This window comes from Bdellovibrionota bacterium (assembly GCA_040386775.1).
Taxonomy (GTDB): Bacteria; Bdellovibrionota; Bdellovibrionia; order Bdellovibrionales; family JAEYZS01; genus JAEYZS01.
This window is the reverse complement of the sequence record JAZKEU010000008.1, coordinates 211,587-237,332: the sequence shown is the minus strand read 5'-3', so window position 1 is coordinate 237,332 and position 25,746 is coordinate 211,587. Positions and strand designations below refer to the sequence as shown.

Here is a 25,746-nt window from a genome sequence, read left to right as displayed (position 1 = left end):
AGCTCGTGGGGAATTTAGTAATTGGGATTTTTAAGGGGATACTTGTATTACTGGCGCTGGGTGGGGTTTTAATATACTTAGCTCACGCCGGTAATACGTCATTTCTATAAATTGATTTTTACTTAAGCTTCTGTTACATAATATCTCTATGGCGATTCAAGGGAAAATCCAAAATAAAATCGAAGACAAAATTCATTCATTAAAACCTTCCTTTGTTGAGCTAATTAATGAAAGTCATAACCATTCAGTTCCTCAAAACTCGGAAACACACTTTAAGCTTTTTCTTGTGAGTGATCTGTTTGTGGGTTTGAACAGAGTCCAAAGGCAAAGAAAAATTTATGATTTGCTTACTGAGGAGCTTAAAAACGGAGTGCATGCACTGACGATGAGACTGTTGACTCCAGAAGAGTATGTCAAAGAACAAGCTGCTTTCGAATCTCCAGACTGTCATGGTGGTAGTAAAAAATAATTAAAATGAGATGAATCAAAGGGGATTGCTATGTTTAAAAAATTATTACTTTACTTATTTCCTGTTCTTATAGCAGGTGAGGCTTTTGCTTTAGTTTTTGAAAAAGACAAACGCCTTGATTTTTATGAAATCCAGAATCCTTCCATTCAAGAATTGGCTAAATCAGTTTTTACGTTTATTCCTAAAGCAAATCTCACGAAACGCAGTGATGGTCAGTTTGAGTTTTCAAATAGAACTGCGCTAAAGGATGCAGTTGGTCTTTGTCCCGGAGAGCCTTTTGCTGAGCAGTTTTCAGTCGGAACTCGTTGTTCAGGGTTTCTTATTGAATCGGGTTTGGGCGTAACAGCTGGTCATTGCGTGAGTCCCGTTGCTGTAAAAAACTTTTGTGAAAATTACTACATTATATTTGATCACAGAATGACTTCTCAGAACCAAACTCAAATCATTTTGAGTGAAAATTCAGTTCATGAGTGCATTAAACCTGCAAAATTGGTATTCGATCCGAATAGCTCTTCGGATGATTATGCAGTTTTAAAATTTTCAAAGTTAGTTAAAGATAGGAAACCGTTAAAATATAGAAAGTCCGGAAAAATTGCCGATTCAGAAAAAATATTTATGCTAGGTTTTCCGCGGGGACTTCCTCAAAAAATTTCTCCCGACAGAAATGTATTGGGAAATGGTGATCCTTCTTTTTTCTCTACAAATCTGGATTGCTTTCATGGAAATTCGGGTAGTCCTGTTTTCAATGCTAAAACCTTAGATGTCGAAGGTATTTTTGTGAGAGGGCAAGGAGACATTCCTAATAACAATAGTGCAGATCCAAGAATAATTGGAGATTTTACTTTCGATGAAACCCAAAAATGCCATCGTACTTTGGTTTGTAAAAAGTCTGAAGGATGTACGGCCACTATGGATGCGAATAGAATAACTCGTATTAAATTTTAAATTTATTTTAAATACAAACCAAATCTAATTGCTAGGACTTGAGCTTTTGAAGCCCACCATAGTGTCGTTTTGTATACGAGATTTTGGCATTATCACGGTATGAGGGGTAACCATTACATTCTCTCCGATGATCACATCCCCCATTACGCTAGCTTTCAACCCGATCGTTGTTCCTTTTTTAATATGAACGCGGTCTACGATCAAATAACCTTTCATTCCGTAATGAGCAAAGATCGTAGCGGAGCCGCCGATGGTGACGTAGTCTTCGAGTGTGATCAGACATGGATCGGAAATATTAGATGTATTTATCACGACACCCTTTCCAATTTTCATTCCCATCATTCTATAAAACAAAAGATTGAGTGGCGTTGGAGTTACAAAATCCAGCACGGTGTATCTTGCAAGTTGAGCTAAGGCATTATGATAATACCAAGGAATCACATTTAAAGAAAACCAAGTTCCTTTTTGTGGCTGTACCAATGGTAAAAAAGGGAGATTCACAAGTGGAATGATAAAAATCATTGTCGTCCAGAAAGAAATAATTCCTGCTGCAATCGAAAACCCAAGAATAAAGCTTTGTTCTAAAACAGGATAGGCAGCTGCGTATTCGTTCATTTCTTTGAATATCAAAATTCCAGGCGTGATAGAGACACCAATGCAAAAAATGTAAAGAACAGCAATAGGCGCAAGCATCAAAAGAAATGCAAAATTTCTAAATTTTCTTAAAAAGCTTTCAATGGTACCTAAAACACCCTTGCGGTCAGATTTTGTACTTAAAGGGTCTTCTTGTTTTTTCTCTTTACGAGAGGGAGTGTCAGTTCTTTTGAATTTACGTTTTGTCTTTGTGGTTTTAGTAGATGCCACTACAGTTCACCTAAGGCTGTAACCCATGAATCCGAATCGTTCACACATGGAATATAATAAAATTTCTCACCGCCAGCTTGTAAAAAGCGTTCTTTTTCTCCAATTTTAATTTCCTCCAGAGTCTCTAAGCAATCAGAGACAAATGAAGGACAAACGACGGCTAAGTTTTTAATTCCGTTTTTTGACATATTTTCTATAATTTGATCCGTGAAAGGTTCAATCCAACCTCTCGTTAAACGAGATTGAAAACTCACGGACCACTTGTCTTTAGAAAGATTTAGGCCTTGAGTGAGTAGTCTTGCGGTTTCATAGCACTGAGCTCGATAGCAGTATCTGTTCTTTTCAGAAATAGCTTCACAGCAGGAAGCTTCAAACTTGCAAACACTAGATTCTACCTTCTCACCTAGATGACTTTTAGGGAGACCGTGAAAGCTAATTAATAAATGGTCGTAGTCTGCATTTGTTAAGTGCATTTTTGTAGTCTCAATTAGAGGATTAATAAATTTTTTGTCGTTAAAGAAATCCTTTACGAAACTAAAATTAAAGAATTGGTTAAAGTCCTTTGTATTCAGATCTTTGAGTTTTGCTTCCACAGTTCCAGTCGAGGACATTGCATACTGTGGATAAAGAGGAATAACTCGTACATCACGGATATTTTTAGAGCGAAAGACATCTAGAGCTTGGGTAAAGGAGGGATCGCCATACCTCATAGCAACTTCCACGTGCATGTCTGAATCTTTATTATAAAAATGCTTTTGAAGCTTATTTTTGAGTTTTATACTCTCAACAATGAGCGGTGAGCCTTCGTTTGTCCAAATTTTTAGATAATTTTTTAAGGTCTTTTTTGGTCTAAAGGGAAGAATAATTCCGTAGACTAGCATAGCTCTCAGTGGCGAAGGCATTTGCAAAACATAGGGATCCATCAAAAACTCACTCAGGTATTTTCTAATAGCAGGGATAGTGGGTTCTTTGGGACTGCCTAGGTTAACGAGTAAAATGCCTCTCATGGAAACCTCGATTATTCAGAGAGTTCTTCGATTTGATCTTTGAGTTGATTGAGTATTACTCGAGCCTTTTTTTGAAGCTCCTTTTCAAGGACCTCTCTGTCGTGCTCAAGTCTAGACTCTTCGCTGGATATATCTGGTTGACCGTCTGGGGAAATCTTTTCCCACTCTGACAAAGTCCCCTCAAGTTGTATAAGAGTATCCTTCAAATTAGAAGGAATCTGGATGTGTTTGGCAGGATTGCTCTTAACGTTGTTTTGACGACTCATATATTAAGCTTGAGATATTTTGGCAATGAATACAAGTAAAATCATTTCTAGAAATCCTGGCCTCATTACCAGAGGGGAAACTCCGAAAAAGAGGTATGAGTTCGTTCAGTAAAATACTTCAAGAAAAGCTTAAAAAAGAGGATCTTCACAGAAGTGAAATCGGCAGAGAAACCGAAGAAGAGACCTCCGCTCGCTCTGAAAATTCAGGTTTGAGTGCGGAGTTGTTGAGATGGTTGAGCTCTCCCGCAGATATATCTCCGGATGTCTCTCAAGGACAAAAGCATTCCTCCAAAGTGGGAGAGTTTTCTTATTCTATATATAAGAAGGATCCAAAAGTGATTGCAGCACGAAGACTTGAGAGGGAGAAAATCGAGTTGAATGAGTTCTTAACTCACATTCTCTTGGAAAAAGACAAGACTGCTGTAAGGTTTTTTTACGCACAGGGTGCAAGATCATTCATGAGCATGAGCGGGTCAGATTTGAAGAAAGACTATAAAAAACTTGCGATGAAGCTTCATCCCGATAGGCATTTTAACGAAATCCCCTCTGTGCAGAAGCAGTCACAAGAGGATTTCAGAGTGCTTTCAGAGAGCTACGACACTCTAAGAATGCTCTTCCGCCTCACAAAATGAATGCAAAATAAGCAAATTTTTGATCAATTCTCGAGGGAAAATCCTCTTGTTTAGTCGATTTCTCGAGAGAAAAATCCTATATTTTTATCTACCCATAGAGACATGCTCTCGGGACACCACGAAAAAAAAGTGATTTTTTTTGTATTTTTCTTTGGACAACAGCTTTTAAATAGTTATGATTATCTAGCACGAACTAATAAACCAACCATTTATGGAGGAAATCACAAATGGCAAAGAAGAAAGCTACTAAAAAAGCTACAAAGAAAGTTATGAAAAAAGCAACTAAGAAGGCTGCAGCTCCTAAAAAAGCTAAGACTAAAAGAAAGCCGAATGCAGCTTTCATGAAGCCTTTAACTCCGTCTGCAGCTCTTGCTGAAGTTATCGGAACTAAAGCTATTCCAAGAACTGAAGTTGTTAAAAAACTTTGGGCTTACATCAAGAAGAACAATCTTCAAGATTCTAAAAACAGAAGAAACATCAACGCTGATAGCAAATTAAAGCCTATCTTCGGGAAAAACCAAGTTTCTATGTTTGAAATGACAAAGTTTGTTTCTAAGCACTTGAAATAGTCGTTTAGAATAACTTTTAATTTATTGAGGACCCGTATAGCAATATACGGGTTTTTTTATGTCCAAAAATTACTTAAAATCTGTATTTCATTGAATATTCAAAGTCGGTAACATAAAATTTCTCAATGACCTACGATAAAAAACCACAAGTATTAACCCTTGATGACATCAAGCAAATGAAAAAATCTTGTCAGTTGGCTGCAAGAACTCTTGATCACGTTTCTCCATATGTAAAACCAGGTATTAAGACTATTGAAATCGATAAAATCGTTGATGACTTCATGAGAAGAAACGGCGCCGTTCCCGCGACCATAGGCTATTACGGTTATAAGTGGGCAAGCTGCACCTCAATCAACGATGTAATTTGTCATGGGTTTCCAGATGAAACCATATTGAAAGATGGGGATATCGTGAATGTGGATGTTACAGCACTGCTTGGTGGCTTCTATGGAGACACTTCAAAGACTTTTTTTGTAGGTAACGTGAGCGATAAAGCAAAAAGACTTACGGAAGCGGCTGAACAAGCCATGATTAAAGGCATTGAAGCCATTACTCCTAACGGATTCACAGGCGACATTGGTTTTGAAACCAATAAGTATGTCACAAGAATTGGTTATGCTGCTGTTAAAGAGATCGGTGGGCACGGTATTGGTAGGAACTTTCATCTTGACCCGTTTGTACCTTCTTTTGGCAAAAAAGGCCGTGGCGAGATCTTAAAGCCCTTCACTTGCATAACAGTTGAGCCCATGATCAACGAAACAGATTCAGAGCTTATAGAATTCGACATTCCTGGGTCGAGTATAAAGTACTACAAAACAGGAGATGGTGCGCTATCCGCACAATTCGAGCACACAGTGTTGATCACCGACACAGGCTATGAGATATTAACGACACCTTAAACAGTGCTCACTGGAGTGAGCACTAAATAAAAAAACACCGGAGATAAAATGTTAGATACTGCAAAAACTCTTAAAGGACTACCTATGACTAAAAATAAAAAACCTGACTACAAAGTTTGTAAAGAAGCGATGAATGACCCCAAGAAGTTCAAAGAACTTGCTGAGTGGGGAAGAAAAGAAATCGAAATCGCAGAAACAGAAATGCCAGGATTAATGTCGTTAGTGGCTGAATTCGGAAAAAAGAAACCTTTAAAAGGTGCAAGAATCGCAGGTTGTCTCCACATGACAATTCAAACAGCAGTATTAATCGAAACATTAATTAAATTAGGCGCAGAGATCAGATGGTCTTCTTGCAATATCTTTTCAACACAAGATCACGCAGCTTGTGCCATCGCAGCAGCGGGAATTCCCGTATTTGCTTGGAAAGGTGAGTCTGAAGAAGAATTCGTATGGTGTATCGAACAAACTATCACCGGTTGGGGGCCAGAAGGTTTTAACATGATCCTCGATGATGGTGGTGATCTTACGAACATGATGCATGAGCCACGTTTTGCAAAACTCATCAAAAAAATCATCGGTCTTTCTGAAGAGACAACAACAGGTGTTCATAACCTTGAAAAATTGCATGCAGCTGGAAAATTAAAAGTTCCCGCTATCAATATCAACGATTCAGTAACAAAATCAAAATTCGATAACCTCTACGGTTGCAGAGAATCTCTAGCGGACGGTATCAAAAGAGCAACAGACGTTATGCTTGCTGGTAAAGTTGTAGTTGTGGCTGGATATGGAGATGTTGGAAAAGGTTCTGCATATTCAGTAAAAGGTTTTGGAGCAAGAGTTCTCATCACTGAAATCGATCCGATCTGTGCGCTTCAAGCGTCTATGGATGGATTCCAAGTTGTAACAATGGAAGAAGCTTGTAAAGAGGCTGACATATTTGTCACGGCAACAGGTTGCTGCGATATCATCACGGAAAAACATTTCAAAGCGATGAAACCCGGAGCTATTGTTTGTAACATTGGTCACTTCGATATCGAAATCGATATGGCGTGGCTTAACAAAAACTCTAAGAAAGACACAATCAAACCACAAGTTGATAAGCACATCTTAAAAGATGGCAAATATGTAATTATATTGGCTGAAGGTCGTCTGGTGAACTTAGGTTGCGGTACGGGACATCCATCCTTTGTAATGAGTAACTCATTTACAAACCAAGTTATGGCGCAAATGGAACTTTACAATAATACGGCTAAGTACAAAGAAGTTAAAGTTTACAGACTTCCAAAAGAGCTTGATGAGAAAGTGGCAAAGCTTCACCTTGGTAAACTCGGTGTTCATTTGACTGAGCTTTCTGATAAACAATCGAAGTATCTTGGAATGAATAAAAACGGTCCTTATAAGCCAGAGCATTATAGATATTAATTAGAATTTACATTCTGATTTAACGAAAACCCAAAGTGAAAGCTTTGGGTTTTTTTATTCTTTCACGTTGTGGAATGTTGCGCAGGTGCCGATGGATTTAACTTTATCTCCAGGTTTTTCCCAGCTAGCAGGTATGCCTTTGTAATGTTGACAACCGATTGTTCCATCCGGAAATTTCTTACCTTTGGGCGCTGATTTATCAAAATGCTTTGAAAAAAAATAATGGCGAACCGTTGGGATAGGATTTTTTGCAGTCTTTGTTTTTGCCCAGGCTTGAGAGGCTTTTAGCCATACAGCTTCGAACTCCTTATCTTTTGTAGGACAAAAGAATTCAGTTCTCTTTGAAACATCGCATGGGCCGGTGCTGGAACTAAACTGTTGGGGTTTAAATGCAACCGAACGGTCATCATTATTTCCTCCATACATTTTTTTTCTAGCGAGTCTGTTTCTTAAGGTCCAAGCAATGCTTTCAAAAATTTCTGGATCATTGATATTGCAACCGGAAGCTAAGCTTTCCGCAAAAATGAGTCTCGTAAAGAGTTCATCAGTATCAACTTTATTTTTAGAATCATTTAGAGTGGCTGCAATTTTTTCGGCTCCGCCAACTTCAGCGATACATTTTGGTAGAGCTTCGTCGCAAATCTCTTCAATGCCGGCAATTTTTTGTGGAGTGGTCGAACATGCGGGAGTTGCCTGTACAAAATTAGATAAGGTCAATAGAATCGAAATCAATATAGTCATGATTCTATTTTGAATCAGTTTTGATGAATTTCATATAGTGTTTTAATTCATCGATGCTTTCACGAATATCGTCCAGGGCGCGGTGAGTATTTTTCTTGTCGTGTTTGATTTTAAGCATGTCTTTGAAGACTAGTTTCCATGAAGTCACGTCCAAAAGTCTGTAATGTAGGAGCTTTGCAAATTCCTTAAAGTGATGGGTTAAGAAAAGCTTGTCATGTCCTATGGAATTACCAGCTATTACGACTTTCTCTGTGCCGAAATGCTTTTTAGCGAGCTCTACGAGTTCTTTTTCTACGACACCTGGATCTTTTCCATTAGGTATTTGCTCTAAAAGACCTGATTCTTTGTGAGTTTTTGAATTCCACTCGTCCATCTTGTCTAGATAGGTCTTTGGTTGTCTAACGACGGCGTGGTAGGTCTCGAGTTCGTTGAATTTATAGTCTGTTACAATAACAGCGGCTTCGATAATGACTTCTTTTTCTACATCAAGGCCGGTCATCTCAAGATCAATCCAGAATAATTTCGAACTCATAAAAACCCTCGCCTGTAGATTAGCCAACAGCTCTTATTATGAGTTAAAGAGGGTACTGCGGACAAGCTTCTATTTTAGGAATTGGATAATTCTTTGACCCATTTGATCAAACTGGGGGTTCTTTTTTTTGGCAAGAGGGTCGTTTCTAAAAACCAAATCAGTGTGAGAGGTTTTTAGATTTTTAATATAAAATAATTTTTTGTCATTTGAGGACATATCTCTGAGTGTTTCTATTGCCGCTTGCGTATTTATGGTTTGATCACCATCTGTAACCACCATAAAGACAGGGGTAGATATGGACTTTGCATTTTTTCGCACAATTGCACTGAGGTCCGTTAGTTCGCATACAGAGTAAAAAGGCATTTGGTTGTAACGAATAGGAGATTTTTCGGGACTATTCGCGGCCCAAGTTTTTAAGCGGTAAGCACCCGAAGCACACATTACTATACCTAAGTTTTTTTTGATTTTAAAAGCAGGAGCCATAAGAATCAAAGTGGAGATCTTGTTTTTCCAATAGGGATCTTGAGCCAGAGAGGAGATCAAAACTCCGCCCATGGAAAAACCAGAAAGGGCAACTTTTTTTACGCGAGAATTTTTTAGAGCAAATAGAATTGCTTGTTCAATATCCATCAGCCATTGTTGTGAAGTGATTTCGAAAAGTTCTTCCACCTTAGTTCCGTGGCCAGAGAGAAGGACAGAATAAACATTATAGCCGTTCTGATTTAAAAGCAGGGCAAGGTCTTTTGTGAAATAAGGGGAGTCTGTCAGGCCATGAACTAAAACCACTGCTTTAGTATTTTGAGGTGAATTTATATAAAAAGATGAATAAGGGGAATACTGCGCAATACATTCTTCAATGAAAGAAGAGCAGTCTTTGAATTCACCAGCTTGACTTAAGCTAGCAAAACTACCAAATAGCATTACCCCAATTAGAATCCCCACAATTCTTTTCATGACAGAGTTATACTTGATTTTTTTTGAAAAGGATTAAAATTGTATATTGTTCATGAAGAATTTTATTTAAAGAAGAAGATGATTTTCAGCCAAACGATCTTTTCTTTGTAAGAAGAATCTTTAGACAAACCGGTTTCAGTTTTACTTAAGTCAGCAAAAGAGTATGAAGCTCCAGGACCAATCTCAATCATATTTCCATAGGGAACCGTATAAGACAATTCTGCGGTAATGGGATTATATTTGAACTCATCCAATGCTGAAACATTTCCAGAGCTTTGGTGAGTAGCTTTCATAATAGAATAATTAACGCCTAGATAAAACCCTGAGACCTTAGCAAAGATCCCCACCCCAACGCCCTTATGAATGGCCGTCTCAGAAACAGTGGATTTTTTTGTATTATCGAGCTTTAGGTATTTATAATGAAATGAAAAGCCATAGGCAGTTTCACTTCTGTTATCTGAAAAGTTATAATGAAAGGCGGTTTTGAAAGCGAAGCCGTCATAGTAAGCCATGGTCCCATCAGGGTTTTCAATTGAAAGATCGAAAGGATAACCAAGGCTTCCATCTAAGAATGAATTATTAAAATTCGCAAAGGCAGGTAGCGTTGCTAAGAGTGTAATGATAGAGATTAAGATCTTCACCTTAATTTCCTCCTAATACTAGAATATCGTAAACATCATTGGTGTATGCAGACTTTGCAAAATTTTTAACGTAAGTACCATCTTCAGTGAATTCTACAATGGAATCTGTTCCGAAAGATGATACTAAAATATTTCCGTTAGGAAGCTCTGCCATTGCAAACCCATCTTGGAGAATGGTGATGTTGTTTGCAAAAAGAGACTGAGCATTTGCCCCTTGGGAGTCTGCTCTCCAAAGAGTTTCCTGTGCATTGGCTATCGTCACTACATATAAAGAGCCGTTACTGTGGGCAAGTAAACCTCTCGGGTTATTTCCGAAGGCTGTTTGTACCGCACATGTTGGTGTTGCTCCTAGATTATAAACACTGATAGTACTCGTAACGTTATTAGCAACTGTCAATTGGCCATTAGAATTAATGGCCATGGATGTTGGTGTGCTCAGTGTACATCCTCCTAAGGCGTTGTTGATATAAGCGGTGGTTGCGGAGATAGGAATTCTTTTTCCCATCGAATCAAACTTCTCTATCTGATTGTTAGACGCGGGCGTTACAACTTCAATAGCATACATATTGTTGGCGGAGTCTTGAATCATATCGTAAAAAGTTGCGGTCACTTGAGTGTGCGTAGACCATACGGATCTCGATCCATCAATACTCAGGATATCGAACTGGTTTAGACCATCAATAGCCGCAATAAAGCTGATCGCAGAGTGCTTTGCCAAACCTCTTGGAGTGCCGGCGATATCCGTATAATCATATAGAGTCTTAAGGTAATTCCCATCTTGATCAAACATAGTTATAAGTTGTGATCCAGCAATAGAAGAAGAAACAATAACCCGGGCTTCATTTAAACCCAAAGCTCCATGGAATATTTCTCCCTCTTGAGGACTGCACGAAACAAATAAAAAAACTGCCAGGTAAGATAAAGCCCCAACGAATATTAACTTTTTCATTCTAAAAATCCCTTTAAAAATGCCTATTTCCTTCTTGGAAAGGGGCAATTGTTGTCTCATTAATGTATCGGTTTTGCTTAATATTCCCTTAATGACAGCTTAATAAATCAAGCCCTACGAAGAGGTATAAATATGCCTCTTGGTCTGGTCATTGCTATGTAATAGTTACATGATGGTTTTAAAATGAAACTAACGGAGATGAGCTTTATGAAAATGCTAAACTTAGTTATATTGGTTCTGGCAGTAACATTTTTCGTCGCTTGTAGCAAAAAGAAAGACGGAAATTCGACCCCTCAGCCGCAACTTCCTTATGGAACGACGCCAACGGATCAAATGTACGGTAATGGGTATTACCCTAATGGTCCACAACCAATGCCAGGATATCAACTTCCAAGCCAAGCCAATTGCCAAGGCCCGGGTCAAATGTTTTCAGACCTCAGGTCTTATTGTGGTTGGTTAGCAAGAGATGGTGAAAGACTTTGTAACCCAATGGTTGTAAGACAAAATTTTATTCAATATTGTCAGAGCTTCGCGATGACATTTAATTACTGCGTTCCTGAAATCAGATCCAATTGTTACTACAAACAAGGTTGTGCTGTTCAGGTTAAAGGGACTTGGGAGAGATATTCCCATGCAAGCAAGAGAAAACGTGATTCAGGTTCATGGACATCTCAACAAGGTGGACAGGTAATAGTTGGTCCCATCAATCCGGTACCACCAAATGATTCAGAACCAGAAGAACAAAATGATTGTAAGCAAAACATTTCAGTGGACTGCAAAAAAGAAAATCCTAAAAAGCCAAAATTGATCTGTAAGCTTCCAGATGACTCATCTAGTGAAGAAAATTATGTTTATGATTTAGAAGATTACAAAGCATTAGCTTGTAAAGATTCTTCTTCCAAAGTGGCAGTTCGCGAGGCACCAAAATCTACGTCAACTCAATCCGTTGCCGTAATTCCTAAAGCGACAACATCGCAAACGACGAAGGCCGTTGATGCAAACACATCTACGCAGGACACCGTTCAATCTAGTGGAGCTATGGTACCTTCGGCTGATATGGGGAAATGTATGGATCTCGAAAAAATGAACAAATACATTTTGGATTCATCAAATCAAGTGAGTACATTGTCAGTATTTATAGAAGCAACTTTATTAAGTCAAAATCAATCAAAGAACGTCGTATCTCAATTTAATGAAATAGTGAAGTCTGATGAAATGGCTTATCGTGGCTCAATCTCTGGTAAAGAAAATAACAATACAACAGGAATTGGTGCAAACATTCAACAGCCTGTCAGCGGTGTTTCAAATTCTGGAAACATTCTTATCGTTAACGGAGTTAAAGGTAATATCGAAGAATGTACCGATAAACGTCTAACTGTTCGCGTAAGCAAACCTTATGGAATTGAGAAAGTAACTTATTCTTGGAATGGATTGTTGGACAATGATTTTGAAATGATTGTTTCAAGAAAAGGTGCATTCTTGGTTCGTGGTAATGATGCAAGTTCTTTTACGGCTTCTCGTTATATAGGTCTGGCTAAAGGCGAAATCAATAATCAGGCTGTAAGTACTAAAATCATGAATGATATGCAAAGAAAAGGGTACTCACTTAAATAAAGATTTAAACTTCACCGAGAAACGATGTTAAAAAGTCGTTTCTTGGGTTTAAAGAGTTGCTCTTGAGTTTCTAAGAAAATCAAAGATCTCAATCCAAACCAACTATAACACTCCCCATTCACGATCAGCGAAGGAAAGGGGAGCATTTTTATTTCCGCCACTTTCTTTTCAAAAGGATATGGTTCTGTAGAAAAAAGCAATAATGTCGTATCTGAATTGAAATCCTTTAGATCTATTTCTGGATATTTTTCTTCAAAATCCACTAAGTATTTTTCGATTCCAAGTTTTGTCAAAACCGAAGAAATAAAGGTTTCTCTATTTACCGTCATCCATGGATTTCTCCAAATAACGTAGAGAATTTTTTGAATTTTCTTTTCAGGATGTCGAATCCATTGAATAAGTCCTGGAAGTTTATTTAAGTCTTTCACCGCAAAATTTGGAGTTTGTGCGAGAGCTTGCCATCGGCCCGCAAGGTTGAATAACTTTTCGTTCTCAAGCTTCTCACTCATAGTTAAAAGTGCTACGGAGACATCATTCAATGACTGAACATGCGTGAAAATCGTAGGGCAGGGACACTCGTCTGCCATTTCTTTGGTATTTTCTTCTTTATCCATCAATACAAAATCAGGTTCCATGGATTTGATTTTGTCCCAGTCAGCTTCTTTGGTGCCGCCGATTATAGGAATGTCTTCGACTTCAGCTGATGGATGAATACAGAAACGAGTTCTGCCAATCACATTAACGCCGCACTCGAGAAGAGTTTCAGTCCATGAAGGAACTAGTGAAATGACGGTAATGTTTTTTTTAGTCACTATTTTATTTTTTTAGATTTCAATTGAGGTACACCTTTGGTACCTGAATGACTTCTCCAATTGTAATCTGGGTTTTGACGGAATCTATTTTTCCAATCTTCCCATTTTTTTTCAGGATGGTCATGACAGACACGTCCATTTTTAGTGAATTCTAGTTTAGGTTTTTTTCCAAAGACAAAAGAAGTAATTGCTGAAATTAAGCCCATATGATCCTTGCTGAGGTATTTTAAGATTTCGCCTGTTCATTAAAATTTACGTGAGGATCATAGTAAAATCAACTACATACTAACTCATTGTGTAACATAATATAACTTATCAGTAATGTGTATTAAGACCACTTGAGCATTAATAATAACAACTTTTGATAGGCTTTTTCTTTAAAGCTTTTGGTTTGCAAAAGATCCATTCTTGTCAGTTCCTCTTTGTACTCTGTTGGATCTATGCGGCTGAATAAGGACTTTGCTAACTCAATCACCAATCCTAGTTTTGATTTGTTCTTGAGCTTTTTTAGCGCAAATACAATACGTTCTTCTACATCTGTGAAATCTGAGCCAAAAGGAAATGGCTTATAAAGACCTTCTTTTTTAATAGATTCAAAAGCTTTCGAAATATTTGCTGGAAGATTTTGTTTAAATATTGGGTCTAAATGGTAGGTTTTTGATAGCTTTCCGTACTTTTTTGCAGTTTCAATTAATTCATCTTGAAATCTAGAGTCCGCGATTTGGATTAAAGAGATAATAACATCCTCATCGTTTTTACCTCGGATATCGCGAGCGCCATATTCTGTGATAACGATGTCCCTTAAATGTCTTGGGATCGTACAATAACCATAACCCCAGACAATATTAGAAGATGTCTTTCCATTTTTTGTACGAGTCGATCTCAACATTAAAATAGATCTGCCATTTTCAAGTTCGTGAGCCATGGCTACAAAATTATATTGTCCCCCAACCCCACTGACAATTTGCCCCGACTCAAGTCCATCTGAAGCCGCAGCACCAAGAAGACTCATATTCATGCATGTGTTGAAGAATCTTGCGTTCACGAGCTGTTTTCTTAGCTTTTGTTCTTCTCCGTAAAGATCATTAATTTTGGTCACCCGGGTCATTTCAATTCCCTGGAAATCCTCTTGAGATAAATTCTTTAACCAAGAATAGAGCTCGCTCGAGCCCAAGAAAAATGCACCTCGAAGATAGCATTTATCCTCCACGGTTCTTTTTAGAATTCCAGCTTTACGTAAATGCATGAATCCATCCATGACCATTTCGCTTGCCCCAAATAGTCCTTCTTTAAAAGAATCCATTCCTCCAACTTTTGAAATTAGGTTTTTATGTTTATCTGAAATGATAAGTTTATTTGCTAGGTCTTTATAAACATGAGTCTTTTGATGTCTGATGATCGTGCTATAAACCAAGCTATCAGACAAAGATCCAATGCCAATTTGTAAAGTACCATTGTCTTTGATCAATGTACTTGCGTGAAATCCGATCGCAAAATCGGTATCGCTCACTATGGCCTTTGGAATAGCAAAAAGTTTGTGGTTACTTTGATTTTCTAAGATAATATCAAAAAGATCTTCCGAAACATGAGCTTCTCCTTCTAGAAATGGTAAATCGGGGTGAGTCACGCCGACGACGAGAGGAGGATTGTTTTTTAAAGCATCAAGTAAATCTAAAGTAATATCGGGATTGCAGCTTAAGCTGAATTCTTTTTTACCGTTAACAGTTCTTTCGGCAATCAAAAGTAATAGGGCATTCACTCCCCGGCTCGCCATATCTCTTGGAACATGAGTGTAGTTCACGCTGGTCAGATGCCTTTGTGCTTGCTCAATATTTATCATAGCTCCGGATTGAAAGTAGAATTCGTTGACAGAGATATTTTTGGGAAGGTTATTGGATTTTAAGTCTGAAACATATTCGAGGTCTGGGTAGTCTTTTCCAAACTGCCTTTCTATAAAAAGTTTTATAAACTTGGCTTCTAGATCACTTTTTGGTTTTGGGCGAGCCAGCGATAATGCTGTATGAATTTCCAATTCGAGCGAAGGATTATTTTTTACTTCATTGTAAACAGCATTGAGTAGTACGTTGGGTTTTCCCAGGCCCAATGGAGTCGCTACTATGATTTTATTTTTAGAAGACTTTAGAATTTGGCCAACAATTTGATCGACACAGGTTTTTAAGTTGTTGGTGTATTTATTATTTTGCATCTTTAGGTTTTTTTAGATCTTCAAAGCTCAATACCGACTGAGCGATGGTGAATACTTCTTTGGTTTTTAGAGCGATATCTCCGTATTTAGGAAAAAGCATTACGCCGTCATAGGGAGATGGATAATCCGCCTCACCTTTTTTTCCAAGAACTTCACCTTTTTTAATCATAGAAAAATTATTGTATCCGGGATGGAGTGCTATTCGGTCATCAAACCAATAGATCGTATCTGCAACACGATAAACATTCTTAAAAGGTTCTTCTTTGTGAAGATCAGGTAAAGTTAAGAAATTGGATAAATAAGCTACTCCAAAGTCTGCTTGTTTTTCATGAAAGCCAGTTTTTCCTAACTCCAGCGTTGTGCTAATAATATTGTGTTTGTAGCAGTAAAAATCCAATGTGGATCCATCTTTATGTCGTTCTTCTACAGAAACAATAACTGGAATTTGCGCATCCATGTGTCTTGAAAAATTCATTTTCTCTGACGTGTAAATAAAAATCATGAAAGGAGTCACTGCATCCTGATTGGTCTGATGAATGTCGATACAGTAAGCGCAGTCTTTTACATAATTGCTGATTCGAACTGCTAATTTTTCTTCTAATAACTCTGTGGAAGGTGCTAAAAAAGATCTATTCAGGTCTCTTTCAATAAAGCGTACACCTTTTTGAGCGGCTTCGATGTTGCCTAGACAAAAGAAAAAAGAGTGAGGGATTTTAATTTTGTCCGTAATAATTTTTTTAGCAAAATGATTTAGAACTTGGATTCCGCCCACTTCATTTCCATGTAAAAGTGCTGATAAGAATAATTCATATTTTTTTGTTTCTTTTTGGGCATTTTGGAAAGGTTTAGGAAATTCTTCTGAACTCACAACAAAAGCATAGTCATCTTTGGATACAACAAAATAGCCGTTCTTGCGGAACTCATTGGGTAGATTTTTAAATTCTGCTATTTCCTGATTTACTCTTATCATTATCAACTTCTAATGTGTGCGTGCTAAAATTTCCAAGGTAAAAAGCCATAAGATTTGGCTTTGCTTACGTCGGCATCTGAAATTTCGTAAACGTTGGCGTGCCCCGTGGGTGCCCCGCAAACTTGGATACGCATCATTCCGTCATGTTTTTTGCTCATAGAAATAATTTTAATGTCTCTCATTTGTCTGCTCATAGCATCCAAAGTAACTTCTTGGCCTTCACCACATTGTTTTGTTCCGTCGTACTTATAAACCAAAACATTCTTTGCAGCACTTGTTACTTGAATGCTTTCAGGAACACCGCTCATATTCACTTCACGGCATGGCTTTGAAGAACACGCAGCTGTTATTAAACTTAAAGTTATTGCTGTAAAAAATAATTTTTTCATTATTCTTTTTTCTCCCATGGCCATTGATTGGAAGGCTTTTTCCATTTGAGGTTCACAGAATAAATATTGCCGTAGTTAGACATAATAAAAATATCTTCGGTGACTGTATTTATAGTGATGGGAGCCGAAATTCCCCACCCAGTGGCAAACTGCTTAACCAGTTTGCCATCGATCATAGAAAGAATTTCTACGGGACCTTCTGACGTTCCAATGATCACTAAGTCTTTGTATACGAGAGGCTTTGTTCCAACGCCTTCTTTGATTGCATATGCCCAAAGCTGTTTTCCGGTTTGTTTGTCCAAAGCAATGAGTTTTTTGTTTGTCGTTGAATAATAGATTTTATCGGCAACAGTTGTTGCCGCAGATGAACTGCCTTCATCTGATTTCCAATTGATTTCTCCACTGGTTTTTTTAATTGAAAATAAACTTCCGCCGTAAGTTGATACGTAAATGTTTTCACCGCTGATTGTCGGTGATGATCCAACGTCCTTAAAGCGGTCTTGTGGAGCCGCTATATTTCTTTCCCATTTTAAAAAACCATTCTTTTTATCAAAAGATGAGAATGTTCCATCGCTAAATCCAATATAAAGAAAGTTTCCATCCACAACTGGACTGGAAGCCGCACGAATATTGATGCTGGAGTTGTCCCTTTGAGCGTAAGACCAATTCATTTTGCCAGTGACAGCGTCTAAAGAATAGAGTGTTCCATTGCCTGCTAAAAAGTAAATACTAGATCCATCAAGAACAGGTGCCGATAAACTTTCTGATTGAGTTGGAAAAGTCCATACAAGTTGGCCGTTAGAGGCCTTTAAAGCATAGAATTGGCCATCGTTTCCGCCAAAGTAAACATTGTCTTTGTATTGAACAGCACCAGAATTCACACCGTTCTTAATGTCTTTTCTCCAAAGAATATTTCCAGATTTTTGATGGATAGCTACCAGTCCATCTGCGGCATTGCCTTGAAAGATAGTGTCTTCAATTAACGTAGGTGACATCGAGTGAACTAGTTTTGGTCCAAGATATTCTTCGCGAAGAGTTGATCTTACCCAGTTTGTCTTGGTATCTAAAAAGTAAGATTGCTTAGAAGTAAGAGTCGAACATGAAACACATAAAAATAAAAATGCTAATAAGTATTTTGAAAATTTCTTATTCATGATCCTAACCTGCCTATCCCTGATGTAGTAGTCACTGTTGTGACTACTACAAAATTTTAAGAAACTTTTGAGCTTGTTGTCCTTGGCTTGTGTCAGAAAATTCTGTCGCAAGTTTTTGGTATGATTGTTTGGCCTTGTCTGTTTGACCAAGAGTTTCTTCGCACAGAGCTGTTCTGAGCAAAGCTTCAGGTTTCAATTCTGAAACTTTAGATTTATAAATTTTGTCTAAGACAGGAAGAGCTTTATCACACTGGCTGTTTTGCTCGTAAACTCCAGAAAGTTTTAGCGCAAGCATTGAGTCTAACAAATGTCCCGAGTAGTTTGAAAATTCTTTTTCTAGTACTCCAATAGCCTTTGCTGAGTCTTTTTTCTGTAAAAGAATATCTGCAAACAAGATGGAAGCTTGTACACTGGCTCTTGATTTTGGGAACTCTATGATAATAGAGGTTAACTTTTCTTCAACTTGCTTTGTATCTACATTTGTTGGAGGTGTATCTTTCGCTGTTTGATTTTTAGTAGGCTGAGCTGCAACTTGGTTAGCAGCATGCAATCTTTCTGCATCAAAAAAAGCAGACTGAGCTTTTTCTTCGTACTTGTGATTATAGGTGGAGTAAATTGAGTAGCCACCAATTCCTACTAAAACCAAAACAAGAAATCCAATGACAACCGTTTTGTTTTTGTTGATTTGATTGTTAACTTTATCGATGAGTGATGTGGGTTGAATATCTTTCACGAGTGAATCCTTTTGATGTTTAAGTGTCTATAGAACAAAGTTAGGTCTTTGATGACTCAATATCAAATAAAATATAGTTGATTACTACTCTTAATAATGCATAGTATAAACACCATGACGGCGGAAAGTAAAAATTCAAAACAAGAAAAAATGAGACTAAATAAAGCAATGGCTCTTAAGGGGCTGTGTTCTCGTCGTGAAGCAGATGAATATATCGCAAAGGGGCTGGTTCGTGTCGATGGTGAAATCGTTCGTGAATTGGGAGTCAAAGTTTATCCCACTCAGCATATTGAGTTAGTTGAAAAGGCACAAAAAAAACAATCTGAAAAAGCCACAATCATTCTCAACAAACCTGTTGGTTATGTTTCTGGCCAACCTGAAGACGATCACAAACCTGCTGTGGTTTTAATTACCAAGGAAAATCAATTTTTAGGTGAGGAAAAATTAAAAAGAGAACACTTTGACGGTTTGGCTCCTGCTGGGAGACTGGACATTGACTCTAGAGGACTTATTGTTTTTACGCAGAATGGAACAATTGCAAAACAATTGATCGGGGAAGACTCAAATATCGAAAAAGAATATCTGGTTCGCGTCAGTGGAACCGTGACACCTGAGATCATTAAAAAGTTAGAATTCGGTCTACATTTAGATGGAAAGCCTTTAAAAAGAGCAAGAATTAAGCAGACCAGAGAAGATTTTTTGGTTTTTGTATTAACAGAAGGCAAAAAAAGACAAATCAGAAGAATGTGTGAGCTTGTAGGTTTGCAAGTGCTTAGTCTTTTGAGATTAAGAATCGGTAATGTACTTCTTGATGATCTCCCTGAAGGTAAATGGAGATTCTTGACACCTGAAGAAAAATTTTAGTCGTCACAATAACGACTACTGAATTGGGAAAAGGACAAAGTTATGACAACAGAAAAAAAAACAGAAAAAAAACGTGCAATTATTTTTGGCGTAGCAAATGAAAGAAGTTTGGCTTGGGCAATTGCCCAGTCTCTTCATGCCCAAGGGTTTGAATTGGCCTTCACTTATGTGAATGAAAAAATGGAATCCAGAGTTCGCCCATTGGCAGAGAGTCTTGGCTCCCCGTTCATTTACCCTTGCGATGTCTCTTCAGATCAAGAAATCGAAAAATGTTTTTCAGAGTTAGGAAAAAAATGGGATTCACTAGACGCCGTCGTGCACTCTGTGGCTTTTGCAAATAAAGAGGACCTTGAGGGTCGATTCATGGATACATCTCGTGATGGTTTTAAATTGGCGCTGGATATCAGTGCATATTCTCTTGTTGCTTGTGCAAAGTATGCACACAAGTTTATGAATGCTGGGGGATCAATCATTACTCTTTCGTACTTAGGAGCTCAAAGAGTTGTTCCAAATTACAATGTGATGGGTGTTGCTAAGGCCGCCCTTGAAGCTTGTGTTAGATATTTAGCGTATGATTTGGGGCCTGAAAAAATTCGAGTGAACGCAATCTCTGCAGGTCCTGTAAAAACATTAGCAGCTGCTGGAATTAGAGATTTTAGAACGATGTTAAAAGCCGCAGAAGAAAAAACTCCACTCAAAGAAAACATCACTCAAGAAAGCGTGGGCGATCTCGGAGCCTTCCTCTGCGGTGATCAAAGTAAATTCATCACAGGCGAAGTCATCTACGTCGATAGCGGCTACCATATAACAACTTAAAGGTAACTGGTACCTAGTAAGTGAGTTCTTTGATTTTTGTGAAGATGTCTTTTAGGCGGTATTTTTGCTGTACGCGGTTGCGGGCTTGTTTTGCTTTTTCTTCGTATTTCTTGAGGTTTCTAACGATTTCTGTAATTCCATCTTCGATTGCTTTTGAAGATTGGGGCTCTATAAGTAATCCATAAGTTCCATTGTCTAAAATCTCGACTGGCCCACCGCTATTTGTGGAAATACAAATTTTTTCGCAAGCCATTGCTTCTACGAGCACAATCCCGAAAGTTTCTTTGTATGAAGGCATAATAAAAACATCGAGCGCTTTCATAATTTTTTGGACCTCATTAGAAAAACCTCTGACCTGCACATGGGAGTTCAGATTGCTCACTAGAATTTCATTTAGTATTTTCTTTTGGAGAGGTTCTTCCCCATAAGTGTCTGCGCCCACCAAAACGTATTTTACGTTGGGATGTTTGTCTTTGAGGTTTTTAATGGCTTCGATAAATTCAAGCTGACCTTTCTGGCGATCAAATCTGCCGATGAGTCCAACCAAAATGTCGTTTTCTTTTTCTACGCCTAAGGCTTTTCTAGTTTTTAATCTTTCAGGATCTTTTCTGTCTTGAGGCAAAAATTTTTCGCTATCCACACCATTAGGAATCACAACGTATTTTTCTGCCGGAATTGGTAACATTCCTAATAAATGTTCTTTTTGAATATTTGTCAGAGTGATCATTTGATCAATTTTTCCGTAAACCAATTTATGGAAAAATCCTTTTTTGGGATAGTCCACAAACATTTGGGTAAAGCCGATCACTTTTACATTTGGAAACTTTATTTTGATCCAGTAAGTGAGCCAAAGATCCTTGAGTCTATGAACAAAAATCACTTCAAAGTTGTGTTCTTTGATGAGCTTTTTAAGATGTCGAATGTTTTTGAAGGAAAAATAATCTTTACCAGTCATAGTGATGGACTTTAGATTATTTTCTTTTAATTTTCTCTCAACGAAAGAACCTGGGCGACAAAGACAATAAGACTCATAACCATCTTTTTCGAAAGAATCTGTGAGTCTTACCGCGTAAAGCTCAAGGCCTCCTTCCGAAGGCGATAAGCATATGTGCAGGATATTCTTTTTGTCTTTTCCCATCCGGACAGTATTCTCCTAGTTGAGAATTTGTCTGATAGTCTTCTCGGTGTCAACTGACAGTTCTTTGTCGTCTAGGTACTTTGATAGTACTTCTTTAATTTTGAAAGCTGGAGCACTGTATGAAAGTTGTTTCCAAACGTCTTCAGAATTTTGATGGTAAATGTCTGACAGATAAGTTGAGTCTTGAACCTTTTTGTCTTTTGGAATTCTGCCTGTCCATATAATCCCCACCATTTCACCGGTGTTGCGATCAACCATTGCTGATCCTGAGTCTCCGTGAGAAACATCGCAGCCATTCGCAAATGACCATACTTTGTAATCCCCGGGATTCACATCGTCTGGATCAGCCATAAATCTTACGTCTGTTTCTTCAGAGTAAGTCATGCAATCTTCATCCTGGTTTGACACTAGTTTTTGAGATGGGTTGTTTGCAAAGCCGTGACCGATTGTAAGAAGCTTTTGACCTTTGTAAGGCTTAGAATCCCAAGCCATGTTTTGGCCGAGACCTTCAAGAACAGCTTCATCTTCAGGTTTAACTTTGATTGCTACCAAAGAGTAGTCCACATCGGACCACGAACCTAAGAATTCCGCACATGAAAAGATCTTTCCGATCATGGTGAACTCTGCTCTACCATTCTTGCAATCATCAGCAGTGGTAATAACGTGATAATTTGAAGCCATAATGTGCTTCCCATTGAATTTTCCAAGGTAAAAAGCTGTTCCGCTGCCCATGAAGGAACCAAACTTTGCGGTTCTTAAAGCTGTTTTTTGGAAAACATCGCTTTCATTTTTTAATGAATCTTTTGTAACAACTTTTTTTCCCCACTCAGAACCAATTTGATATTTATCTGTTTCACTAGATTTTACTTTCTTTTTTGAAAGGCTGTTCAATACAGCTCTCGGAGCCGGTTTTTTTACATTACGGATATCCCAGTTCGCTTGAGCTTGAACTTGGAATAACATCATTGACAACATAACGATCGATAGAAAAATATTTTTCATAGAATTCCCCCTTTAAAGAGGCAGAGAATCTAAAAACCACCCTTAAAAGGCAACTCTATTCTTAGAATTATGTTTAACGTGAGGCGACATATCCATATCAACTCTTGATACATCTGCCAAATTTTATTAATCAAGATACCTTACTTTAGCTTCCAAGAAAGTGGCTAAAATTAAAGACTTAACAATCTCTGTGAATCGAGAGGGAAAAAATATGAAAAGTTTGGTAACTAAGAAATTACAAGGTAAGGAGTTCTTCGGACATCCGGCTGGTTTGTTCGTTTTGTTCTTTACTGAAATGTGGGAAAGATTCTCGTACTACGGCATGAGAGCTCTTCTTGTCCTTTATATGACTAAATATCTATTACTGGAACCAGAAAGAGCAAAAGCAGTTCTTGGTTATGCAGCATTGGAATCAATGTTGATGTCGACATTTGGGGAAATGAATATTCAGCAGATGAGTTCTCAGATTTACGGTCTTTACACGGGCTTTGTATATTTCACACCATTTTTTGGTGGTATCATTGCCGATAAAGTTTTAGGTCAGTACCGCACAGTGTATCTTGGCGGTATTTTGATGGCGATTGGTCACTTTTTGATGGCTTCAGAAGAAATGTTCTTGTTGGCACTTCTTTTTATCATCTTGGGTAACGGTTGTTTTAAACCAAATATTTCTACTCAAGTGGGTAACCTTTATCCAGAAAACGATCCAAGACGCGATAGAGCATTCTCGATCTTTTACATGGGGATTAACTTAGGTGCGTTTTTCTCCCCTCTTGTTTGCGGAACACTAGGACAAAAAGTGGGATGGCACTGGGGCTTTGGCGCTGCTGGTGTGGGTATGATCATCGGTCTCTTCACTTACTGGTTAGGTAGTGATTTAGTTCCAAGAGATGTTTTTAAAGAAGATGAGAAAGTTGAAAAAAGACCTCTGACTAAAGCAGAGTGGAATTCTGTTTGGGCATTGGCCGTTCTTTGTTTCTTGAACATCACTTTCTGGGCGATTTTTGAACAGCAAGGTAATACGCTTCAGTTGTGGGCAGATGACAAAACAGATTGGAATTTCTTTGGCTGGGAAATACCATCGACATGGTTTCAATCTTTCAACCCAATGTTCATTTTCCTATTCGTTCCTGTAGTAAATATCCTATGGACTTGGCAAGCTAAGAGAAAATCAGAACCTTCTTCAGTATTGAAGATGGGTATTGGTTGTTTCCTTTGCGGTGCTGCTTATATTGTGATGATTGCCGCTGCGAAATTTGTTCCAGGGGCAGAAAAAGGAAGTGTGTTCTGGTTGATGGCTACAACATGGATATTCACTATGGGTGAAATCTTCTTGTCTCCAATCGGTCTATCGCTTGTAACAAAAGTTTCACCAAGACCAATCATGTCTATGATGATGGGTATGTGGTTCTTGTCTAGCTTCTTTGGAAACTACATGACTGGATTCTTAGGTACTTTCTACACCAAGATGTCATCAGACAGCTTCTTTATGATGCTTACAGCATTGGGAATCGGAACTGGTTTGGTTTTCTTCATATTGAAAAAACCATTATCAAACGCGATCGGAAAAGAAGTTTAACTTTCCTGTTTCAGCGTCGACATTTTGTTGACAACTATACTTAATTTTAAGGGCACTTCAGAGAGTGCCCTTTTTATTATTTAGAGACAGATATTTTCATAAGTAATCTGTGGTTGAATTTATTGTAGCCTATATATTGCAACAATATTGCAGCAATCCTTTAGATAACATTTTAGAGCCTTAAAATCAGAAGCTTAGACATCTTTTTTTCTTCAAAAACAAATAAACCTATTTTTAAGCAGGCATAATAACTGCAATATAATAGGTTTGAAAGCCCCTCAGATTTGAAAACCTTGGAAATTAATCCAACAACCTTCTGAAGCTACATCTTTTTTATGAAACTTTTAAATATAATTATTATAATTATCTTTTTCTATTCTCCCCATTCTTATTCAAGTGAATGTGCTAGCTTATTTGAAGCTAAAATACATGTGATTTCTCCAGACACTCAAAGATCTTCTGAGAGAAGATTGTCATTAAATAAATTTGTTATTAGTCGAGGGTTGTGGAGATACAATCGGTATCTTGGTACATTTTTTAAAAATGCTTTAAAAAAATTATCAAGCAATTCTAGTTGGTTTGATTTGGGCGCCGGACTAGCCAACGCCCAGAGAGATTTTGCAATAAAAAATCCAAAACTCAATGCAGATTTTATTGCGGTATCATATCAAAAGCCTCAAAATGAAGAGCTTATTAAATTTGAAAGAACAAATCCCAATTTTAGATACATTGATGGTAATTATTTTGAAAATTTAAATCTTCCTATAAAGTCGGCAGATCTAGTTACAGATCTATTTGGTCCGTTAAGTTACACTCGTGACATCACTCATACATTGTATAAAAGTTTGAATTTACTAAAAGAAGGAGGAACCTATACTGCAATTCTAGCAATTGAAGATACAACGGCATTACTTACGGCCATGTATCGTCGTGATCATATGGGAGGTTCTGCCTCAGTAGAAATTCTTAATACTATTTACGATAGAAAAGGTGAAAAAATAGATTTTACTGAATTTTTTAAAAAAGTTCGAGGCGTAGATATTTTGTTAGTGGAATCAAGGTCTTCATTCTTAATCGATACCCCAGTTATTAAAATTGCTTTCAGAAGAAACTCCGATACCCTTTTTGTTCCTAACTTGGAGCTGAGCTCTTACGTTGATAGCAGCCCCCCTACCCGTATCTTTTCTTGGCATGATTAATACAGAAGAGATCTCGCAACTAGATCTAAGCCTGCAATTAATGTTTTCTGCGCCATAACTAGCGATCTCAATGAGATTACTTATACTAAAATAGATCTGTCTTTTGCAGGGGTAGATTCCTGCCAGCTCTCTTACGGCTCATGTAGTTATGATTTGTATATAGACTTTTCCTTAGCAAATCCCACATTAAATTTTTCAGGCAACTCTGTTTGCGACTGATATAAAAAAACCGTTAAAGGCCGAAGACTAGTCCCATAACTTTTGATTCGAGCTAGACTCTTTATATTTATTGATGAAGATACCGATAGTTACTTCAGTTATATATTGAGTGGAGAGTCGATGAGAAAACAATTTATTATTGTAGCCTGTGCAGTTTTTGC

28 protein-coding genes are annotated in these 25,746 nt (G+C 37.8%); 11 read left to right on the top strand and 17 right to left on the bottom strand.

The window, feature by feature from the left end:
- The first annotated feature begins 148 nt into the window (after positions 1-148).
- A complete protein-coding gene (locus V4596_04080; GenBank protein ID MES2768302.1) occupies positions 149-469 on the top strand; it encodes a BolA family protein in 321 nt (106 codons plus the stop codon).
- A 30-nt stretch (positions 470-499) separates the two neighbouring features.
- Positions 500-1,414, top strand: a complete 915-nt coding sequence (locus V4596_04075) for a serine protease (protein ID MES2768301.1) — start codon at positions 500-502, stop codon at positions 1,412-1,414.
- Positions 1,415-1,438: 24 nt separating this feature from the next.
- On the opposite strand, the gene V4596_04070 is transcribed toward V4596_04075, so the two are convergent.
- The 3 genes from V4596_04070 to V4596_04060 are packed head-to-tail and all read right to left on the bottom strand — an operon-like array spanning position 1,439 to position 3,551.
- Positions 1,439-2,278 (bottom strand): hypothetical protein, encoded by an 840-nt coding sequence (locus V4596_04070; protein MES2768300.1) that lies wholly within the window; start codon positions 2,276-2,278, stop codon positions 1,439-1,441.
- Entirely contained in the window at positions 2,278-3,285 is a 1,008-nt protein-coding gene (hemH, locus tag V4596_04065; protein MES2768299.1) for a ferrochelatase, read from the bottom strand. The genes V4596_04070 and hemH overlap by 1 nt, the downstream gene beginning before the upstream one ends.
- An 11-nt stretch (positions 3,286-3,296) precedes the next feature.
- Positions 3,297-3,551, bottom strand: a complete 255-nt coding sequence (locus tag V4596_04060; protein MES2768298.1) for a hypothetical protein — start codon at positions 3,549-3,551, stop codon at positions 3,297-3,299.
- A gap of 95 nt (positions 3,552-3,646) precedes the next feature.
- On the opposite strand from V4596_04060, the gene V4596_04055 reads away from it, so the two are divergent.
- The 4 genes from V4596_04055 (at position 3,647) to ahcY (ending at position 7,073) form a co-directional block, all read left to right on the top strand.
- A complete protein-coding gene (locus V4596_04055; protein MES2768297.1) occupies positions 3,647-4,183 on the top strand; it encodes a DnaJ domain-containing protein in 537 nt (178 codons plus the stop codon).
- Positions 4,184-4,452: 269 nt separating this feature from the next.
- Positions 4,453-4,752, top strand: coding sequence for an SWIB/MDM2 domain-containing protein (locus tag V4596_04050; protein ID MES2768296.1), 300 nt, complete (start codon positions 4,453-4,455; stop codon positions 4,750-4,752).
- 125 nt (positions 4,753-4,877) lie between these two features.
- Complete coding sequence (map, locus tag V4596_04045; GenBank protein ID MES2768295.1) at positions 4,878-5,651, top strand: type I methionyl aminopeptidase; 774 nt, start codon at positions 4,878-4,880, stop codon at positions 5,649-5,651.
- 129 nt (positions 5,652-5,780) lie between these two features.
- Positions 5,781-7,073: an adenosylhomocysteinase gene (gene ahcY / locus V4596_04040; GenBank protein MES2768294.1), complete on the top strand. Its 1,293-nt coding sequence runs from the start codon at positions 5,781-5,783 to the stop codon at positions 7,071-7,073.
- 54 nt (positions 7,074-7,127) lie between these two features.
- Here the strand turns inward: ahcY and V4596_04035 are convergent, their stop codons facing one another.
- The 5 genes from V4596_04035 to V4596_04015 form a co-directional block, all read right to left on the bottom strand.
- The gene (locus V4596_04035) at positions 7,128-7,814 is read right to left on the bottom strand and encodes a hypothetical protein (protein ID MES2768293.1); all 687 of its coding nucleotides are present in this window, start codon (positions 7,812-7,814) and stop codon (positions 7,128-7,130) included.
- A 4-nt stretch (positions 7,815-7,818) separates the two neighbouring features.
- Positions 7,819-8,346, bottom strand: coding sequence for an oligoribonuclease (gene orn / locus V4596_04030; protein ID MES2768292.1), 528 nt, complete (start codon positions 8,344-8,346; stop codon positions 7,819-7,821).
- A gap of 69 nt (positions 8,347-8,415) precedes the next feature.
- Complete coding sequence (locus V4596_04025) at positions 8,416-9,300, bottom strand: alpha/beta fold hydrolase (GenBank protein ID MES2768291.1); 885 nt, start codon at positions 9,298-9,300, stop codon at positions 8,416-8,418.
- A gap of 62 nt (positions 9,301-9,362) precedes the next feature.
- The gene (locus tag V4596_04020; GenBank protein MES2768290.1) at positions 9,363-9,941 is read right to left on the bottom strand and encodes a hypothetical protein; all 579 of its coding nucleotides are present in this window, start codon (positions 9,939-9,941) and stop codon (positions 9,363-9,365) included.
- A gap of 1 nt (position 9,942) precedes the next feature.
- Positions 9,943-10,890, bottom strand: coding sequence for a hypothetical protein (locus tag V4596_04015; protein ID MES2768289.1), 948 nt, complete (start codon positions 10,888-10,890; stop codon positions 9,943-9,945).
- A 207-nt stretch (positions 10,891-11,097) separates the two neighbouring features.
- On the opposite strand from V4596_04015, the gene V4596_04010 reads away from it, so the two are divergent.
- A complete protein-coding gene (locus V4596_04010) occupies positions 11,098-12,504 on the top strand; it encodes a hypothetical protein (GenBank protein MES2768288.1) in 1,407 nt (468 codons plus the stop codon).
- Between the two features lie 11 nt (positions 12,505-12,515).
- Here V4596_04010 and V4596_04005 read toward each other — a convergent pair whose 3' ends face one another.
- The 7 genes from V4596_04005 to V4596_03975 all read right to left on the bottom strand — a co-directional run bounded on the left by V4596_04005 (position 12,516) and on the right by V4596_03975 (position 18,768).
- Positions 12,516-13,316, bottom strand: coding sequence for a helical backbone metal receptor (locus tag V4596_04005; protein ID MES2768287.1), 801 nt, complete (start codon positions 13,314-13,316; stop codon positions 12,516-12,518).
- Complete coding sequence (locus tag V4596_04000; GenBank protein MES2768286.1) at positions 13,316-13,522, bottom strand: hypothetical protein; 207 nt, start codon at positions 13,520-13,522, stop codon at positions 13,316-13,318. Before V4596_04000 ends, V4596_04005 begins: the two co-directional genes overlap by 1 nt.
- 122 nt (positions 13,523-13,644) lie before the next feature.
- A complete protein-coding gene (locus V4596_03995; GenBank protein ID MES2768285.1) occupies positions 13,645-15,522 on the bottom strand; it encodes an acetyl-CoA hydrolase/transferase C-terminal domain-containing protein in 1,878 nt (625 codons plus the stop codon).
- A complete protein-coding gene (locus tag V4596_03990; GenBank protein ID MES2768284.1) occupies positions 15,512-16,492 on the bottom strand; it encodes a succinylglutamate desuccinylase/aspartoacylase family protein in 981 nt (326 codons plus the stop codon). The genes V4596_03995 and V4596_03990 overlap by 11 nt, the downstream gene beginning before the upstream one ends.
- A 23-nt stretch (positions 16,493-16,515) precedes the next feature.
- Complete coding sequence (locus V4596_03985; protein ID MES2768283.1) at positions 16,516-16,881, bottom strand: hypothetical protein; 366 nt, start codon at positions 16,879-16,881, stop codon at positions 16,516-16,518.
- Entirely contained in the window at positions 16,881-18,035 is a 1,155-nt protein-coding gene (locus tag V4596_03980; GenBank protein ID MES2768282.1) for a PQQ-binding-like beta-propeller repeat protein, read from the bottom strand. Before V4596_03980 ends, V4596_03985 begins: the two co-directional genes overlap by 1 nt.
- 46 nt (positions 18,036-18,081) lie before the next feature.
- Complete coding sequence (locus V4596_03975) at positions 18,082-18,768, bottom strand: tetratricopeptide repeat protein (protein ID MES2768281.1); 687 nt, start codon at positions 18,766-18,768, stop codon at positions 18,082-18,084.
- Positions 18,769-18,882: 114 nt separating this feature from the next.
- Here V4596_03975 and V4596_03970 point away from each other — a divergent pair, with 114 nt between their 5' ends.
- Both V4596_03970 and V4596_03965 read left to right on the top strand, forming a co-directional pair.
- Entirely contained in the window at positions 18,883-19,632 is a 750-nt protein-coding gene (locus V4596_03970) for a pseudouridine synthase (protein ID MES2768280.1), read from the top strand.
- Between the two features lie 42 nt (positions 19,633-19,674).
- Positions 19,675-20,448 carry an enoyl-ACP reductase gene (locus V4596_03965; protein MES2768279.1) on the top strand — a complete coding sequence of 258 codons (774 nt, stop codon included), beginning with the start codon at positions 19,675-19,677 and terminating at the stop codon, positions 20,446-20,448.
- Positions 20,449-20,461: 13 nt separating this feature from the next.
- On the opposite strand, the gene V4596_03960 is transcribed toward V4596_03965, so the two are convergent.
- Together V4596_03960 and V4596_03955 are read right to left on the bottom strand one after the other, a co-directional pair.
- A complete protein-coding gene (locus V4596_03960; GenBank protein MES2768278.1) occupies positions 20,462-21,586 on the bottom strand; it encodes a glycosyltransferase family 4 protein in 1,125 nt (374 codons plus the stop codon).
- Between the two features lie 15 nt (positions 21,587-21,601).
- Complete coding sequence (locus tag V4596_03955; protein ID MES2768277.1) at positions 21,602-22,588, bottom strand: serine protease; 987 nt, start codon at positions 22,586-22,588, stop codon at positions 21,602-21,604.
- A 211-nt stretch (positions 22,589-22,799) separates the two neighbouring features.
- On the opposite strand from V4596_03955, the gene V4596_03950 reads away from it, so the two are divergent.
- Together V4596_03950 and V4596_03945 are read left to right on the top strand one after the other, a co-directional pair.
- Positions 22,800-24,167 carry a peptide MFS transporter gene (locus V4596_03950; GenBank protein ID MES2768276.1) on the top strand — a complete coding sequence of 456 codons (1,368 nt, stop codon included), beginning with the start codon at positions 22,800-22,802 and terminating at the stop codon, positions 24,165-24,167.
- Positions 24,168-24,502: 335 nt separating this feature from the next.
- Positions 24,503-25,366, top strand: a complete 864-nt coding sequence (locus tag V4596_03945) for a hypothetical protein (GenBank protein MES2768275.1) — start codon at positions 24,503-24,505, stop codon at positions 25,364-25,366.
- Positions 25,367-25,746 lie beyond the last annotated feature (380 nt).

Excerpts from the sequence above, each read along its gene's own strand:
- V4596_04080 (MES2768302.1), top strand. The coding sequence starts at position 149 with ATGGCGATTCAAGGGAAAATCCAAAATAAAATCGAAGACAAAATTCAT.
- V4596_04075 (MES2768301.1), top strand. The coding sequence starts at position 500 with ATGTTTAAAAAATTATTACTTTACTTATTTCCTGTTCTTATAGCAGGT.
- hemH (MES2768299.1), bottom strand. The coding sequence starts at position 3,285 with ATGAGAGGCATTTTACTCGTTAACCTAGGCAGTCCCAAAGAACCCACT.
- V4596_04060 (MES2768298.1), bottom strand. The coding sequence starts at position 3,551 with ATGAGTCGTCAAAACAACGTTAAGAGCAATCCTGCCAAACACATCCAG.
- V4596_04055 (MES2768297.1), top strand. The coding sequence starts at position 3,647 with ATGAGTTCGTTCAGTAAAATACTTCAAGAAAAGCTTAAAAAAGAGGAT.
- V4596_04050 (MES2768296.1), top strand. The coding sequence starts at position 4,453 with ATGAAAAAAGCAACTAAGAAGGCTGCAGCTCCTAAAAAAGCTAAGACT.
- map (MES2768295.1), top strand. The coding sequence starts at position 4,878 with ATGACCTACGATAAAAAACCACAAGTATTAACCCTTGATGACATCAAG.
- ahcY (MES2768294.1), top strand. The coding sequence starts at position 5,781 with ATGAATGACCCCAAGAAGTTCAAAGAACTTGCTGAGTGGGGAAGAAAA.
- V4596_04035 (MES2768293.1), bottom strand. The coding sequence starts at position 7,814 with ATGACTATATTGATTTCGATTCTATTGACCTTATCTAATTTTGTACAG.
- orn (MES2768292.1), bottom strand. The coding sequence starts at position 8,346 with ATGAGTTCGAAATTATTCTGGATTGATCTTGAGATGACCGGCCTTGAT.
- V4596_04025 (MES2768291.1), bottom strand. The coding sequence starts at position 9,300 with ATGAAAAGAATTGTGGGGATTCTAATTGGGGTAATGCTATTTGGTAGT.
- V4596_04015 (MES2768289.1), bottom strand. The coding sequence starts at position 10,890 with ATGAAAAAGTTAATATTCGTTGGGGCTTTATCTTACCTGGCAGTTTTT.
- V4596_04010 (MES2768288.1), top strand. The coding sequence starts at position 11,098 with ATGAAAATGCTAAACTTAGTTATATTGGTTCTGGCAGTAACATTTTTC.
- V4596_04000 (MES2768286.1), bottom strand. The coding sequence starts at position 13,522 with ATGGGCTTAATTTCAGCAATTACTTCTTTTGTCTTTGGAAAAAAACCT.
- V4596_03995 (MES2768285.1), bottom strand. The coding sequence starts at position 15,522 with ATGCAAAATAATAAATACACCAACAACTTAAAAACCTGTGTCGATCAA.
- V4596_03990 (MES2768284.1), bottom strand. The coding sequence starts at position 16,492 with ATGATAAGAGTAAATCAGGAAATAGCAGAATTTAAAAATCTACCCAAT.
- V4596_03985 (MES2768283.1), bottom strand. The coding sequence starts at position 16,881 with ATGAAAAAATTATTTTTTACAGCAATAACTTTAAGTTTAATAACAGCT.
- V4596_03980 (MES2768282.1), bottom strand. The coding sequence starts at position 18,035 with ATGAATAAGAAATTTTCAAAATACTTATTAGCATTTTTATTTTTATGT.
- V4596_03970 (MES2768280.1), top strand. The coding sequence starts at position 18,883 with ATGACGGCGGAAAGTAAAAATTCAAAACAAGAAAAAATGAGACTAAAT.
- V4596_03965 (MES2768279.1), top strand. The coding sequence starts at position 19,675 with ATGACAACAGAAAAAAAAACAGAAAAAAAACGTGCAATTATTTTTGGC.
- V4596_03960 (MES2768278.1), bottom strand. The coding sequence starts at position 21,586 with ATGGGAAAAGACAAAAAGAATATCCTGCACATATGCTTATCGCCTTCG.
- V4596_03955 (MES2768277.1), bottom strand. The coding sequence starts at position 22,588 with ATGAAAAATATTTTTCTATCGATCGTTATGTTGTCAATGATGTTATTC.
- V4596_03950 (MES2768276.1), top strand. The coding sequence starts at position 22,800 with ATGAAAAGTTTGGTAACTAAGAAATTACAAGGTAAGGAGTTCTTCGGA.
- V4596_03945 (MES2768275.1), top strand. The coding sequence starts at position 24,503 with ATGAAACTTTTAAATATAATTATTATAATTATCTTTTTCTATTCTCCC.